At 44.7% G+C, this 15,486-nt stretch carries 13 protein-coding genes; 9 read left to right on the forward strand and 4 right to left on the reverse strand.

All coding sequences use genetic code 11. The features are described from left to right. Nucleotides 1–4 precede the first annotated feature (4 nt). Nucleotides 5–1,270: a DUF1501 domain-containing protein gene (locus tag L4D05_RS16245; RefSeq protein ID WP_428794632.1), complete on the forward strand. Its 1,266-nt coding sequence runs from the start codon at nucleotides 5–7 to the stop codon at nucleotides 1,268–1,270. Between the two features lie 106 nt (nucleotides 1,271–1,376). Here the strand turns inward: L4D05_RS16245 and L4D05_RS16250 are convergent, their stop codons facing one another. Both L4D05_RS16250 and L4D05_RS16255 read right to left on the reverse strand, forming a co-directional pair. After that, the gene (locus L4D05_RS16250; RefSeq protein ID WP_428794633.1) at nucleotides 1,377–2,939 is read right to left on the reverse strand and encodes a DHA2 family efflux MFS transporter permease subunit; all 1,563 of its coding nucleotides are present in this window, start codon (nucleotides 2,937–2,939) and stop codon (nucleotides 1,377–1,379) included. Nucleotides 2,940–2,942: 3 nt separating this feature from the next. Beyond that, on the reverse strand, nucleotides 2,943–4,007 hold the full coding sequence (locus L4D05_RS16255) for an HlyD family secretion protein (protein WP_428794710.1): 1,065 nt from the start codon (nucleotides 4,005–4,007) through the stop codon (nucleotides 2,943–2,945). Nucleotides 4,008–4,132: 125 nt separating this feature from the next. Between L4D05_RS16255 and L4D05_RS16260 the strand changes: the two genes are divergently transcribed. The 8 genes from L4D05_RS16260 to L4D05_RS16295 all read left to right on the forward strand — a co-directional run bounded on the left by L4D05_RS16260 (nucleotide 4,133) and on the right by L4D05_RS16295 (nucleotide 12,251). Next, nucleotides 4,133–5,047 carry a LysR family transcriptional regulator gene (locus L4D05_RS16260; RefSeq protein ID WP_428794634.1) on the forward strand — a complete coding sequence of 305 codons (915 nt, stop codon included), beginning with the start codon at nucleotides 4,133–4,135 and terminating at the stop codon, nucleotides 5,045–5,047. 148 nt (nucleotides 5,048–5,195) lie between these two features. Further along, a complete protein-coding gene (locus L4D05_RS16265) occupies nucleotides 5,196–5,789 on the forward strand; it encodes a hypothetical protein (RefSeq protein ID WP_428794635.1) in 594 nt (197 codons plus the stop codon). 292 nt (nucleotides 5,790–6,081) lie between these two features. After that, nucleotides 6,082–7,194 (forward strand): NADH:flavin oxidoreductase, encoded by a 1,113-nt coding sequence (locus tag L4D05_RS16270; protein WP_428794636.1) that lies wholly within the window; start codon nucleotides 6,082–6,084, stop codon nucleotides 7,192–7,194. 481 nt (nucleotides 7,195–7,675) lie between these two features. Then, nucleotides 7,676–8,230: a diaminobutyrate acetyltransferase gene (ectA, locus tag L4D05_RS16275; protein WP_428794637.1), complete on the forward strand. Its 555-nt coding sequence runs from the start codon at nucleotides 7,676–7,678 to the stop codon at nucleotides 8,228–8,230. A gap of 10 nt (nucleotides 8,231–8,240) precedes the next feature. Further along, nucleotides 8,241–9,506: a diaminobutyrate--2-oxoglutarate transaminase gene (gene ectB, locus L4D05_RS16280; protein ID WP_428794638.1), complete on the forward strand. Its 1,266-nt coding sequence runs from the start codon at nucleotides 8,241–8,243 to the stop codon at nucleotides 9,504–9,506. A 15-nt stretch (nucleotides 9,507–9,521) separates the two neighbouring features. Next, nucleotides 9,522–9,908, forward strand: a complete 387-nt coding sequence (locus tag L4D05_RS16285; RefSeq protein ID WP_265675755.1) for an ectoine synthase — start codon at nucleotides 9,522–9,524, stop codon at nucleotides 9,906–9,908. Between the two features lie 130 nt (nucleotides 9,909–10,038). Beyond that, on the forward strand, nucleotides 10,039–11,469 hold the full coding sequence (locus tag L4D05_RS16290) for an aspartate kinase (protein WP_428794639.1): 1,431 nt from the start codon (nucleotides 10,039–10,041) through the stop codon (nucleotides 11,467–11,469). A gap of 287 nt (nucleotides 11,470–11,756) precedes the next feature. Continuing rightward, the gene (locus L4D05_RS16295) at nucleotides 11,757–12,251 is read left to right on the forward strand and encodes a YcxB family protein (protein WP_428794640.1); all 495 of its coding nucleotides are present in this window, start codon (nucleotides 11,757–11,759) and stop codon (nucleotides 12,249–12,251) included. Nucleotides 12,252–12,300: 49 nt separating this feature from the next. On the opposite strand, the gene L4D05_RS16300 is transcribed toward L4D05_RS16295, so the two are convergent. Beyond that, entirely contained in the window at nucleotides 12,301–14,712 is a 2,412-nt protein-coding gene (locus L4D05_RS16300) for a tetratricopeptide repeat protein (protein ID WP_428794641.1), read from the reverse strand. Then, nucleotides 14,696–15,310 carry a HAMP domain-containing protein gene (locus L4D05_RS16305; RefSeq protein ID WP_428752074.1) on the reverse strand — a complete coding sequence of 205 codons (615 nt, stop codon included), beginning with the start codon at nucleotides 15,308–15,310 and terminating at the stop codon, nucleotides 14,696–14,698. Before L4D05_RS16305 ends, L4D05_RS16300 begins: the two co-directional genes overlap by 17 nt. Nucleotides 15,311–15,486 lie beyond the last annotated feature (176 nt).

The raw sequence follows: 15,486 nt of genomic DNA on the forward strand, positions 1-15,486 counted from the left end.
AAAGATGAACAGACGAGATTTTATCAAAACCTTAGGTCTTGCTGCGGCCACCGCTTCGATGCCTGCATCGTTGCTCGCCAATACCAGTGGTTCAACAAAGCAGTTTTTGCTGTACATTACAGCCAGTGGTGGCTGGGATGTGACCTATTATTGCGATCCAAAGGAGAATGTTGCCGGGAAACCAGCAATTACCAATTGGTCAACAACCCAAAGAACTCAAAAGGCAGGGAATATTGCTTATGCACCAATTGGGAATAACGCCAACTTCTTTGAAAAGCATGCTCAGAAGATTTGTGTCATTAATGGCTTAGATCTGACTACGGTGGGACATGTATCTGGACGACGGGCTTTTTCGTCTGGGATGACGGGAGATAGCCACCCTACCGTCGCGGCGATATCCGCCGCTTCTCAAGATATTGATGCAGGGATGCCATATATATCGGGCTCCCAGTATCACAATAGTGTAGGGCTGGTTCAGGTGACGACGGTGTCTGGTAGTTTTAAAGATAACCTCCGCCGAGCAGCAGAGCCACAGCTTAATCCGTATCAAACTAACGCTGGTAGAGATCACTACAAATTAATCGGTGATACTGACTATGATTTACTTACTCGTGCCAGAGATGCAAGATTAAGGCGTTTGAGTAATGGCGGTCAGTTGTTAATCCAAGACAAGCAATTGGTTGATCGTCTGGTTGATTTTTCATCAGATGGGAAGTCCTTTACGAACTTCTATCAAACCTACATGAACCTACCGTCCGGCCCTAGTGATACAGCGAGGGTTATTATGGCAGCGTTTGCGAGTGGTCAAGCTTTATCTGCTGATATCGATCAGGGAGGGTATGATACACACAGTAATAACGATGCATCGCAAACCTCTCGGCTGTCTCATTTAAATGATACCCTTGATTATATCTGGAGCTGCGCAGAGAGCTTAGGAATTAGTGATCAATTGATGGTTGTTGTGGGTTCGGAATTTAGCCGTACACCGCTATACAACGCTGGCGCAGGGAAAGATCATTGGAAAGTAGGCAGCATCATGGTGATGGGGAATAACAAGCCATGGGGGAACCGTGTTATCGGAACTACAGACAGCGGTCACTACCCACATAAAATGAACTTAACGACTCTGCAAAGGGATGACGAAAATGGCCAGTACTTGACTAATCAACATGTCAACTTAGCCATTCGTGATGCGCTAGGTTTGACGGGAACTAAGCATTCAGATCGTTATAATTTTGGTGCGTTAGAGATCCCGCCTATTTTTGGCTAAATGTAGTTGATTAAAAGATGACCGACTAGTCCTTGGGATGATACGGTTAATTCATGCAAAGAGTACACTAACGATACATAGGGTATTTTGCTGGTTGCTAGTACCGTTAATCTTTCATATTAAGAATTAGCATCGCTGCAAAGGCGAGAAATGCCGTCATCATTAAGAACACATCATTATAAGCCATGATTGCGGCATCGCGTTGCATGGTTGCCAGTAGGCTTGCTTGCGCTTGGTGCATTGCAGTGGCCGCATCGCTTCCAGATTGCATAAAAAAGGCTTGCTGCTGATGTAGGGTTTGCCAGCCAAGTTGGCTCACGCTTGGCAGAGACTCTTTAATGTGTCCTAAGTGCTCACGGGTTTTGTTATCTAACAGGGTCGCGATGATAGCAATGCTGAACGCTCCACCAAGGTTTCGCATCACGTTGGTTAGGGTGGAGGCATCTGGTGTATCCATTTTGCTGATGTTTTTCATTGCTACCAACGATAGCGGCACCATAATAAATGGGCTGCCAATGGCGCGAAGTAGCATGGATAGAATCAATTGTTGCCCGCCAAAATCCACGGTCATGTGCGTATTGACGTAACAGCTAAAGCCAAACATAGCAAAGCCAAACGTGACCAAGTACTTCGGTTTAATTATCTGCGTAAGTTTTGGTACCAGTGGAAAGATAAGCAACTGCGGAAAGCCCATCCACATGAGTACTTCACCAATCTCCATCGCGTTATATTGCTGAATTTGTGTTAAGTACATCGGTAATACATAGATTGATCCAAGCAGTGCCATCCCCAAAATCAAATAGGCTAAGCATGACATAGCAAACTGACCGTCTTTCAGTAGCCTCAGGTTGACTAGTGGCTTTTTATGTTGCAGCTCATTAATCACAAAGTAGACTAAGCTGACGGCAGAGATAATACTCAAGCCAATGATGAAGCCGGAGCTAAACCACTCTTCTCTGTTGCCTTCTTCCAACACGACCTCTAAACACCCTAAGCCCAATGCCATAGTGATAATCCCGAACCAGTCGGCTTTTTTAAGTGTGCCTAGGTCGAGATTTTCATCGTCTAGCCCGTAACGAATCATCGATATCACAAGTAGAGCGGGAGGAATATTGATGTAAAAAATGTAGTGCCATGACAGGTTTTCTGTTAACCAGCCACCAAAGGTTGGCCCAATGGAAGGGGCGAAGGTGGCGGTGACGCCAAACAGCGCCATACCCACGGCTCGTTTGTTGATTGGCAGCAGTTGGATCACTAGTGAAAATGCGAGTGGAATTAATGCGCCGCCACTAAAGCCCTGCATGGCGCGGAAGACAATCATTGAGGTCATATTCCATGAGAATGAACAGAGCAATGATGACAAGGTAAAAATGGTGGTGGTCCACGTGAGGTATCGGCGTTTACCTAGCGCTTTTGATAACCAACCACTTAGAGGGATGGCGATCATTTCAGCGACTAAGTAGGAGGTCGAAATCCATGACGCTTCGTCCAGCGTTGCGGAGAGCGCCCCCTGAATATCTTTGAGCGACGAGTTGGTGATTTGGATATCTAAGATAGCCATGAACGCGCCAATTAACCCGCCAAATAGGGCTATCCAATCGCGGGTAGAGACTTCGCCATGTCGGTTGTCACTTTGGGCGTCAGAGGCGATGGTGACGGTATTACTCATTGGTTAGCCTCTCGTGTCAATCGTGGCGACAACAGACAAGCCCGGTAACAAGCGGTCTTGTAATTGCTGTTGATCGGTGATGATGATTTTCACCGGAACACGTTGCACGATTTTGGTAAAGTTGCCAGTCGCGTTTTCTGGTGGAAGTAGGGCAAATTTAGCACCGGTAGCCGGAGAAAAACTGTCGACCACCCCTTTAAGAGGTTGACCTGGAAACGCATCGAGTTCAACTTCAACGCTTTGGCCTTTATGAATGCCGTTCAGTTGGGTCTCTTTAAAGTTAGCTTCTATCCAAACATTATTGCTCGGCACTAGGCTCATTAGCGGCGCACCAGACTGAACAAGCAAGCCTTCTCGTACGCTACGCTTGCCAATAATGCCGTCTGTCGGTGCGTATACTTTGGTGTAATCAAGGTTGAGTTGTGCTTGCTCTACTTGTGCTTTCGCCTCGGTTACCGAGGCTTTCGCTTGCCCAATTTCACTGGCGATGACCCCCATCTGATCATGGCTAGCAACGACATTCGCTTTGGCTTCCTCTAGGGCGGCGAGGGCGACTTTTTGTTGTGCCAGCATACTGTCTACTTCATCTTGTGAGGCGTAATTTCGCTGATGAAGACTACGAGAGCGAGCCGATTGCTGTAGAGCACGGTCGTATTCCGCTTGCGCTGAATCGACGCGGCTTTCTGCTTGGGAAATTTGGCTGCGTTGTAGAGTTTGCTGAGCGATAAGGTTGTGCACGCTAGATTGGACGACGGACAAATGCGCGTTGGCTTGATCGAGTGTCGCCTGATAATCGCGATCATCAATTTGAACCAGCAGATCGCCTTTTTTCACTAATTGGTTGTCAGTGACGTAGGACTTCACTATGTAGCCAGAAACCTTAGGACTAATATTAGTAATATCACCTTGCAGGTAGGCGTTATCTGTTGATTCAAAGTACTGACCGTAACCAAACCAATAGACACTTCCTAGTAAACCCAGTGACAGCATTACCGCAGTGGCAATCAGCGGTGCTTTATTACGTTTTTTCTTAGCGGTTACTGGAGAGGTAGGGGTGTTGTCGGTCATAGCGTTACTCATTGTGTTGGTCTTAGGTGTAACGAATTGTAAATGATTCCCATTAATTGATAAGATGGGAAAAAAGAGAAACACTGTTGCAAGATTCTTACTAATTAATGGTATGGAGAAGCTCTATGGATTTAAATGCGGTGAGTGTTTTCACTCAAGTTGTTGATTGTGGTAGTTTTACTCATGCAGCTGAACTTTTGAATATGACAAAATCAACAGTAAGTAGAAAACTGGCTGAACTAGAAGAGCATTTAGGTGTGAGGTTGATCACGCGATCGACGCGAAGTTTGGTGCTAACCCCGGAAGGCGAGCAGTTTTATCAGTCGAGTGTTCAGATGCTAGAAATCATGAATCAAGCCGAGATCCAAGTATCTTCGAGTCAAGATTTAGTTCGAGGAAAGCTGAATGTGGTGCTACCGGTTGAGCTCGGCCATCAGGTACTTGCGTCTTATATTCACGGATTTTTAAAGGCCTACCCTCATGTCACCATGCATTTGGAACTGACTAATCGTGAGGTGGACGTCATTGGTGAAGGGGTCGATTTGTATGCTCAAATTGGTGAGCTGGTTGATTCGAGTTTGGTGTCTCGCTACTTGACTACGTCATCACGAGTATTGGTGGCGAGCCCACAATATTTAGCTCAATTTGGTCAAGTTAGCACTCATCAGGATTTGACCTCACCGCATAAAATGATTGAAGTCTTTAACAAAGCGGCGCGCTTACCCAAATGGCACTTGCAATTGGAAGGTGGCGAATCGGTGCAAATTGATCTGCCTTACCAACTGAGGGTCAATACGATCAGTGCTTGTTTAACAGCGTGTATTGATGGCTTGGGGATGGCAGTATTACCAGAGTTTATTTGTCGGGAACATATTCAAGCAGGGCGGCTTATTAGTTTGTTACCCGACTACAAGATGCCAGAGGTGTCGGTGAGTCTTGTCTATGCAGAGAGAAAGCTCATGCCTAAGCGGAAAAAGGTGTTTATCGATTACTTATTAACGGCTTTCCAGCAACGTGAAGATGAAGGTGTGAGTCGTTAAAAGTGGAACAGAATCAGTTGTAGATTCATACAGATAATTGGTATTTGTAGTTCTTTTTAACATTGAATGTACGCTATAATTTGACGACATAAGCGCTAATTTCTATAGGCTCCCAGTAACAGGTAGTCAATGATTAAAGGATTAAAGAGTGAAACTTTATAAACTCAGCTTACCGCTGACCCTGTTAATAATGAGCGCGCCTGCTAGTGCTTACAATTTTCAATTTAATGCAGGTGTGGATACCAATAAATCTTTTGCCGCAGGTATTGAAGGGGTGGTGTACGACAACTACGTGCTTGGTGCTCAGATTAATTTAAGTACGACTGAGAATTACGAAAGTGGGTCTTATAGTGACATATTTTTAACTAATGGTACTTATACCAAAAAGCGTTCAAGCCAATTAGGAACACTTTATGTGGGGTATCAATTTTCCGAGACTGCTTTAGAGGGATTATCTATTAAATTTGGTGTCACACAGATGGTGCTGGATATGAGTGGGGATGCCTATGGTAAGGTAGGGGTGGGGACGCCACAGGAAGAGACAATAGGTTATGAGCTCTATAAACAGACAGAGCGGAAAAGTTTACCGTTTTTAGGACTTGGATACCCTATTTCAGAACGCCTCGTATTTAACGTTCATGCTACTTTTGGTGGCATTGAAACATTGAAAATCGAAGGCAAACAAGAGCCTACAGGCATGGATTCTACAACGGTTAGCTTCTTACTAGGGTTTAGATTCTAGCAGTTAAACCCAGTCGGATTGATTGGGTTTAACTTCCTTCAATCTTGTATAAATACTGCATCTTTCTCTTCATCCACTTAGGTAATAGTTTACGTGATCTTAATCTAGATTAAGTCTCATTGAGGCTATTGCCGCTATGATCGCCCTCGAAAATAACTGTAAGCCTTTAACCTCGTACACAAAAGGACAAAAAGAGTTGCCATCTATGTGAATGGTCGCTCTTTTTGTCCTTTTTGTTCTCTTTGTATGAAAAAAGAGAGGTAGGGCGAAAGATCGAACGTGAGAAGAAGAAATGAGTATTTTGTTTACAGAAACGCGCCTTGGCAACATGACGTTGAAAAACCGCTTTATCCGTAGCGCAACATGGGAAAATATGGCGACGGAAACGGGTCATATGACCGATAAGTTATACGCTATTTATGAAGAGTTAGCACAAGGTGAAGTGGGGCTGATTGTTACCGGTTATGCCAACATTGTTGAGGAAGAAAAGCCCAATGCAGGGATGATGGGTATCTACAATGATTCCTTTATTGATGAGTACAAAAAGCTCACTGAACGTGTACATTATCACGGCTCAAAAATTATTATGCAATTGGCTTACGGTGGTACGAAGACGACCTACAATGTTGGCGAACGCGTCATTTTCGCACCGAGTGATGTACCTGAAATGGGAACGAAAACTCCGGGCATCGCGATGACAAAATCAGATATTGACTACATTGTTCAAGCGTTTTCCGAAGCCGCATTGAGGGCGAAACAATCTGGTTTTGATGGGATTGAAATTCATGCTGCGCACACGTACCTGATTAATCAATTTCTTAGCCCTTACTACAACCAGCGTGACGATGAATATGGTGGCAGTTTAGATAATCGTATGCGATTTTTGCTAGAAATTTATCAACAAACAAGACAACGGGTTGGAGACGCTTTCCCGATACTTGTAAAGCTAACGGCTTCGGAGTTTTTTGCTGGTGGTTTAACCTTTAATGACACACGTAAAATCTGTAAAGCACTTGAGCAAGTCGGTGTAGATGCCATTATTATTTCAGGCAATGTTCACGGTAAAGCCGACACCATGATTGGGCAATCTTATGATGGCTACACCATTCAAGCAGAAGGGTATTTTCATGAATATGGTGATGTCATCAGTCAAGAAGTGAGCGTGCCAGTGATTACGGTAGGTGGCTTAACGGAGCTCAACGCAATTGATGCGATCGCTACCAATACCAATATTCAATATTTTGCGTTATCGAGACCACTTCTCTCTGAACCACACCTGATTAAGCGTTGGCAAACCGGCGATCGCTCACCAGTTGAATGCGAGCGTTGCTCTAAATGTCGTACAAAACGTGGTAATTTTTGTGTGGTGAACAAGGATAGAAAAGCGCAACTTGCCGCGTTATAACCCCCCATTCCCTTCATCAAGCTATGATGTGCCTAGCCGTAAATGTGAATGCGCATGACCATGTTATAGCTTGATTATTCGCCTCGATGTTCATTACCTTTTGCCTATTCCTCTCAAAAACGCTCTCTAGCCACACCCAAGTTACGCGGATGGTGGTTGTTTTTTAGCGTTAATCCCAGCGTGTTTGAAAGCTCTTTTCTCAAATTTACATGCACTAAAAACACCATTGTTTTTGGGTTGATCTTTAAGCTATTTACCTCTTGTTTGTTTATGTTTTTACTAAAAGTATACAGATGGGTGATTGAAAAAAGATTAGAGTTCTAATCACATCTGGATGGGTTTTTGTGCATGCATATATTTAATTTGTGTGTTGTTGCTCACATTTTTTGGGTTTTAAAGCGTCTAATTTTGATTTGGCTCTCTAATTATGAACTAATAAAGGCGAATTTTTACTTAGAGTACAAAGGAAATGTATCTGCGCATGATTACATCAGCACCTTGGGTGATGTATCCCGAAACGAGTGAAAAACCAAGTAAGGAATGGACGTTTTTAGAACCGACTGGCGATGATGGTAATGATATTTTTGGCCTTATTGCCGCCTGCCCGCCCCTAGACGTAAACTCGTCATACTGCAATTTTCTTCAATCCACGCATTTTAGTCGAACTTGTGTTATCGCACGCTATGGCGATGACATTGCTGGTTTCATTTCGGCTTACCGAAAACCAGACGATCCTGCGACATTATTTGTTTGGCAAGTCGCAGTTTCACCGAAATATCGCGGAAAAGGACTCGCGTTCGACATGCTGACTCAATTACTCAGTCGAGATTTGCTTCGCTCTGTTGTTGCAGTGGAAACCACGATCACCAAAGAAAATAGCGCATCATGGGCATTGTTTAAAAAACTTGATTCGCAACAAGGGTTACAAGGTGAAGTCAGTACATTTCTAGATGAACAAATTCATTTTAAGGGGGAGCACGACACAGAATTCTTGTATCGAATCCCGCTGAAAAACACTCAAAAAATAGGAAATTAAACGGTCTATCATGGATATTTTTAACAAGCAAGAATCGAAAGTACGGTCTTACTCAAACAGCTTTCCAGTTATGTTCACCAAGGCAAAAGGGTGCTGGCTAGAAACTGACAACGGGGAGCGTTATCTAGATTTTCTTGCTGGTGCAGGATCACTGAACTATGGCCATAACAACCCAGTATTTAAACAAGCGTTACTTGAATACATTGAGAAAGATGGCATTACACACGGCCTCGATATGCATTCAGACGCCAAAGCCGATTTTTTAACGGCACTTCAGCGTTATATTTTGGCTCCCAGAGAGCTGGATTATAAGGTTCAATTTACAGGCCCAACGGGCACCAATGCTGTAGAAGCTGCCCTTAAACTGGCGCGTAAAGTTACAGGGCGTAGCTCGATTGTAGCTTTTACTAATGGCTTTCACGGTTGTACGGCTGGTGCTTTAGCGGCAACGGGGAATCAACATCACCGTCAGGGTGCGGGGATGAGTTTAAATAATGTTACGCGCATTCCATTTGAAGGCTACGCTGACATTGATGGCCTGAAGCTTTTTGAAACCATGTTGAATGATAATTCGGCTGGAATGGACAAACCTGCCGCTGTGCTGATGGAAACGGTACAAGGTGAGGGTGGCTTGAACGTCGCGTCTAACACGTGGCTACAGCGTTTAAGCAAAATCTGTAAACAGAATGACATTTTATTGATCATCGACGACATCCAAGCTGGTTGCGGTCGCACGGGAACGTTCTTTAGCTTTGAACCTGCGGGTATTAAGCCAGATATGGTTACGCTCTCTAAATCGATAGGTGGTTATGGACTACCAATGGCAGTGGTACTACTTAGCCCTGAGCTGGATATTTGGAAGCCGGGTGAACACAACGGCACTTTCCGCGGTAACAACCATGCATTTGTGACAGCAACCAAAGCGCTTGAGACCTACTGGTCAAATAATCAACTCGAAACCCATATCGCCCGCTGCTCTGAAGCCGTATCAGACGTTATTCAACGCAACTTACAACGTCATCCACAGCTTTTTGTTCAGCAAAAAGGGCGCGGAATGATGATTGGTATTGAGTGCCACAACGGCGATCTAGCGAGTGATATCGCAAAAGCTTGTTTCGATAACGGTATGGTAATCGAAACCGCGGGCCCAAATGATGAGGTGGTGAAGTTCTTTTGCCCACTGACGATTACACAGGCTGAATTGAATCAAGGTCTGTCTATTTTTGAAAATGCGGTTGAGTCAGTTGTCGCGAAACGCTTTAAAAAAGCATCTTAATCAAGGAAGTAAAAGATGATAGTAAGAACATTAGATGAGTGTCGCGATAGCGAGCGTAGAGTAGCATCGGAAACGTGGGAAAGTGTCCGTATGTTGCTCAAAGATGACAAGATGGGCTTCTCGTTCCATATCACTACGATCTACGAGAATACCGAGACGCACATTCATTATCAAAACCACCTAGAGTCGGTTTACTGTATGAGTGGCGAAGGTGAAATTGAAGTTGTGGATGGAAAAACGTACCCGATAAAACCCGGTACACTGTACATTCTCGATAAGAATGATGAACACTACTTGCGAGCTTATAAGGGCACGGAAATGGTGATGGCTTGTGTATTTAATCCACCTATTACCGGTAAAGAAGTGCATGACGAAAATGGCGTTTATCCTTTAGTTGATTAAACCACGTAGAAGGGTAAGTCGTCTAAACGACAATTTAGTTTAATAGATGAACCCCATTATGAAGAGTGAGGTGAAGCCCCTCACTCTCCCTCCTTCAATACCAACCAATACTTATATTTAAGGCCCCCTTATGACTTATACCGTAGAGAAAATCGGCGGTACTTCCATGACGGCATTTGATGCTGTGCTCGAAAATATCTTTTTGCACCCGGATCCTGAGCATCGTTATAACCGAGTGTTTGTCGTGTCGGCGTACGGCGGAATGACGGACGCATTATTGGAGTGTAAAAAAACCAGCAAGCCCGGTGTTTATCAGCGAGTCGCTAAGCGAGATGAAAATTGGCAAGAGGCGCTAAATTATGTTGAGCAGCGTATGCTTTTGACCAATGAAAATATGTTTGCCGATCCGATGAGCCGCATGCGCGCGGATAAATTTATTCGTTCGCGTTTCTCCGAGGCAAAAAACTGCATCTCAAACATTCTAGACACGTGTCAGTATGGCCAGTTTTCATTGCGTCATTATTTGCCACAAGTGCGAGAATTTCTTGCCTCGATGGGAGAGGCACACAGCGCATATAATACGGCTTTGAAACTCAAAAATATGGGCATTAATGCCAAGTTTGTTGATTTGTCAGGGTGGAACTCAGAAACTCCGCAAAAACTGGATGATCACATTCGAGAAGTCTTCGCTGATATTGATGTCAGCAAAGAATTGCCGATTGTTACAGGCTATGCGTCTTGCAGTGAAGGGTTGATGTCTACCTATGATCGCGGTTATAGCGAAATGACATTTAGCCGAATTGCGTCGATAACCAACGCTGACCTTGCCATTATTCATAAAGAATACCACTTAAGCTCTGCCGATCCGCGCATGGTAGGCTCCGAGAAGGTCTTTCCGATTGGGCATACCAATTACGATGTAGCGGATCAGCTTGCAAGCTTAGGGATGGAAGCGATCCATCCTAATGCCGCAGCAGGATTACGAGAGAGCAACATTGAACTGCAGATAAAAAACACCTTTGAGCCCGACCATCCGGGTACATTGATCAGTGGTGGTCACCGCCCAACGGCGAACAAAGTTGAAATTATTGCTGGTAAAGAGGAAGTGTTTGCACTGCATTTGTTTGATCAAGCCATGGTAGGGCAGATTGATAACGTCAGCTATGAACTTATGCAGATCATTGCCGATGCACATGTTAGCTTGATTGGTAAGGAAATGAACGCGAACTCAATGACTTACTATCTTGGTGGCAGCACCGAAAGTCTGAATAAAGTGCTGTATAAGGCTGAGAAGGGTTACCCAAGCGCAGAAATAAAAGGGCGCATGGTGGCGTTAATTTCCGTCATTGGCTCCCAGATTGATACTAATAAATCCTTGGCTCAGGGCGTATTGGCGTTAATGAACAATGGCATTACGCCCGTTGCACTGCATTCATCAATGCGCAATGTAAACGTTCAGTTTGTCGTGGGCAATAAAGAATACTGCGCCGCAATTTGCGCGTTACATGATGAGTTTTTTGACTCTACTGACCAGTGCTCTGATGCAGTAAAAGTAGCGTAATTATTTTCTATTTTGCTGTATAAATGGATGTTTGTTGTGGGGGAGGGTTAGCGCTTCACACCAAGTCATAATAATCATACTAAATGGCAGTGATCGCATCGGTACGCTGCCATTTTTGTCTTTCTAGCTTAGCCAAATGTAGTTAGAGAGTAGTTTCTGCCAGTATCATTGATTTACAAAAGAGCAGCAAAATAGCTAAGGATAAGCACCGAGAAGGGATACAATACCTGAGTTGCGAGATCGCAGCATTCGATACTCATTCACAGCAAACGTTATAGTAACCACATATGCCTAAAGATACTGGTTTCACCACAGAATACATCCTTGATAAGGCCTTTTTTGCCGAGTGCTACGATCAAACTAGTCTGCCTACTCAATTCCCCAAAGCCTATTTAAAAGGCGTACTTTTTCTTCTTTTTGGCGCGGTTTTAGTTATGTTTGAGCTATTGCCCAGTAGTTACATTGGTTGGTTCTTTATTGTGTTGAGTGTTATTGAAGCGCTCAGTGTTTACTTTAAGAGAACTTGGTGGCTATGGCGACAAACATTTAGCAGGAGTTCTGGTAGCAAAGTCGTATTGCAGGTTAACTCTAACGGTGTGACTTATAAAAACGGTGCCAACACCCGCTCTATTGCTTGGAATGAAATCGACCAACTTGAACAAAGCGATTTAGGGTTTATCTTTCATATGGGCAAACAGCGCCAATATGTCAGTAAATCTTGCTTAAATGAAGAAGAGATAGCGTTCATTGTCGAACAGTACGCCGTATCAAAAAAGAACTAACGTCAATGCATACAAAGTTGAGGGAATAAAACCTAACACGGTCGGGCCACTATTTTTGATTTTCAGGGAGGAGAAACTGCATGGTTTTCACTCTGAAGGACAGTGGCTGCTGGCTATTATTTTGTAGAACAATAGCCGGGCTTCCTGCTGCTTCCTTACGCCATATTGGCATGCCCTTATCATATTTGACCCAGCTTTGCTTAAAATCAGACAGGGGAATATAGATGGCGGTTTCTTCGCCAATTTGATAAGCATACCCTGATGCTGACAGCATTTGATAGAAACCATTTTGATCGATAAAACCGATGTAGAGCCCGTTAAGCCGCTGGCTGTTGAGCCCCGTCACCACCAGTTCGAATGAACCACTGTTGGGTTGTCCCAGTACCGTCGGTTCGAGGGGGCGCCAAGGTAATTTTTGCCAAGTATGCCAAGTGGCAAGGTTCACTTGCTCGTTAATGTCCATGAGTGACAGGGCGGAGCGTTTCCAAGAGGTGGTGACGTGTTTGACGCTTTGATTATTTAATTTCAAGCTAATGATAACGGTACCCGACTCAGCCCAAATAGGCAGCATTTGCCCGTTCCAGTTTAGGCTGAATCCATCCCCCGCGCCGCGAGTTGTCCAAGTGTTGCTTCCTTGTGAAATCCTCAATTCCCAACGGCTCCAGTGGGTCCATGTTGCGTCGACCTGCCAGTGAGGCAATAGGTTATCAGCTTGCTTTTTTAGTGTGAATTGTTTGAGCTGTGGAGCTGAATGGTTTGCGTGGTTTTGGGCGGTAAGTTGTCGATAGGTTGCAAGGGCTGTTTTCGCCTGGTAGTTGGCATCAAGTAAGCCAAAGCTTTGTTCGGCATCAGAAAACCATCCTGTCTGATTGGGCTCATCAGTAAGAGAGAACCAATTAAGCGCAAATAAGCCGAGCTGACGTAGCATAGGTAAATAGAAGGTCAATTTGTCCAGCTCATTGGCTTGCTGAGCTTGCCAATTAGGTTGAGAGGCTATGGATAAATAAGCCAACATCCAAGGCTTATTAAAGCGCTTTTGCAATTGCTCGCCTAGGCGAAGTGCGCGTATCCAGGCCGACCAATCTGGAGCCGAGTGCGCTCGTTCTGTGTAACTCGAGAGCATCAGCATACTGGCGACAAAATCGCTTGCTTCAATACTTTTTTGCGCGCTGTTATAGCTGGGTGTGCTGCCTGGTTGATCCCAGTCGCCAAGACCAAGGCCCACTTTAATTTGTGGCGCATGCTTTCGAATTAACGCAATGACTTCCAACATTAATGGATCCCAGCCATCCCAAGTTTCAATGCCTTGTTTATTAAATTCTGGCTCTAAGATCAAATAGGCTTGAGGTAAATCGCGTAATAGTGGAATGAGTTTGTTTTTGATTTCATCGAGATAGCGCTGTCGGTTAGCTTGTACATAGTCAGGGCTGATTTGGTCGCCAAAAAACCAATAATTGATCATGGGAATATAGCCGTGCTGATGTGCGCCACGAAGTAGATCACTACGCAACCAGTTCCAGTCACTGTGTTGTGTGATCCACAACGTCACACTTTGCACATCGAGTTGGTTAGCGGATAAAGTTTCCCACACCGGCGCATAATTTTGTCCGCTGCCCACTGGGTGATCCAGTAATAGTCGAGCGCCGACACCCCATAGAAAAGGCTCGCTTGGCGTGGTGCGAGTATCTTGCTGCAACTCAAAAATAAACGCCATAGCGTCTAGGCGTTGTTGCCAACTTCGAGCAAGCAAGCTATTTCGGCTTCCCCAACTGGAATCGAGTTTAGCTTGCAGTTGATTGGCAAATTGTTTTGCCTGAGCTGGTTTTTGGTCTCTTAGCGCGGAAAATACCGCACCGAACAAAGCTTGAATATACCAATCGGCTTCCATATTTTCGGTTGAAGCAATAACCTCGAGATAATGCTGCAATGCTTGTTGAGGTTGCTGGGCCAATTCCAATAGGCTGTGAGCGACAAGCAGTTGTCCTTTTATGGCCAGAGCTTCTAAGGGATTGCTGGTGGATAAACGAAGGCTGACTTGTTGCATTTCTACTAGCGAATTTTGATCACGTAGTTGCATGAGGGCAAGGTAGTCACCGAGTAATGGGTCATTTCGATACACTCGCAGCAAGGCAAAGGCGGCTCGAGCTTCTAATCGATGAACACTAAAAGGATCTTCAGCGAGATAGCGTCGATAAAGCGACATTGCATCGCTCCAATTATGCTCAAACTCAGCGATACGCGCTGCCAAAAATAACGCCTCCCCTTGATAAGGGGGCACTCTTGTGGCGAGTTGGGTTTTGGCGCGAGTGAGTTGACCTTGCTGAATAAGTTGTATGCCCAAACCAATCGGGTCAACATTCGAAGCGGCATAAAGCGGCGGCATGTAGCCTAATATGAGCATCGTAATGACAATCGCAAGGGGGAGGTCGGCTAGCGTCCGGCGGCTATTGCGTTGGCTCATTTGGTTTCGCTGCGGTGTCTGCCAGATTGATGGTCTCAAAATACGCTAAGTTTTCTCTAATGGTCTCCAGACGTAACGTGGTCTCTGCGGGCAGATCGCAACCGTCTATCATATCGAGGTTGTCTTTCATGCTCATGACCACAATTTGCAGTCTCGCCGAGCTGTCATTGATGTCTTCGGCAATGTCAGTGAGCTCATCACCATCACGAACATGAATCACGGTAGAAAGCTTACCCATAGAAATATCGACTAAGGCGTGGCGAATTCGAGCGACGGGTCCGTATAGGCGATAGCTTAACCAGCAGCCAGCCCACGTCGCCAGCACTAGCTGTAATAACAGCAGCAATAGCAGCCAGTTACTCATCGCTTCATACATGGATGGTAAAGATTGTGCGACGGCATTTAATTCTTCGGGTAATAACTGAAAGGAAAGTCTTTGGGCGAGGACGTCTAGGGTTTGTGCATAAAAGAAATAGAATTGTGTCGCGTTGATGACTGCACTGATTAAAGCAATAAATAATACTCGCCATATCAATCGCTTAGATGACCATATTTTGATTCCTTTTAGCATGGTAGGCAGCCGCAATGCTCGCAACATAACGTTTCTCCTTAAACGAGTTGTATATTGAGTATATAACTGTATTTAGAGAGTGCAGTGCAAATTCTTAATCCGCTCAACCCTAGCGATCGCAGCATCATAGGAAATAACGCAGCACCGTTTTGTTAGTGTGACTTATCTCACGCTTTATTGTTTTTGTTATTGTTGAAACCGGT

This window comes from Vibrio nomapromontoriensis, assembly GCF_050337205.1.
GTDB lineage: Bacteria > Pseudomonadota > Gammaproteobacteria > Enterobacterales > Vibrionaceae > Vibrio > Vibrio nomapromontoriensis.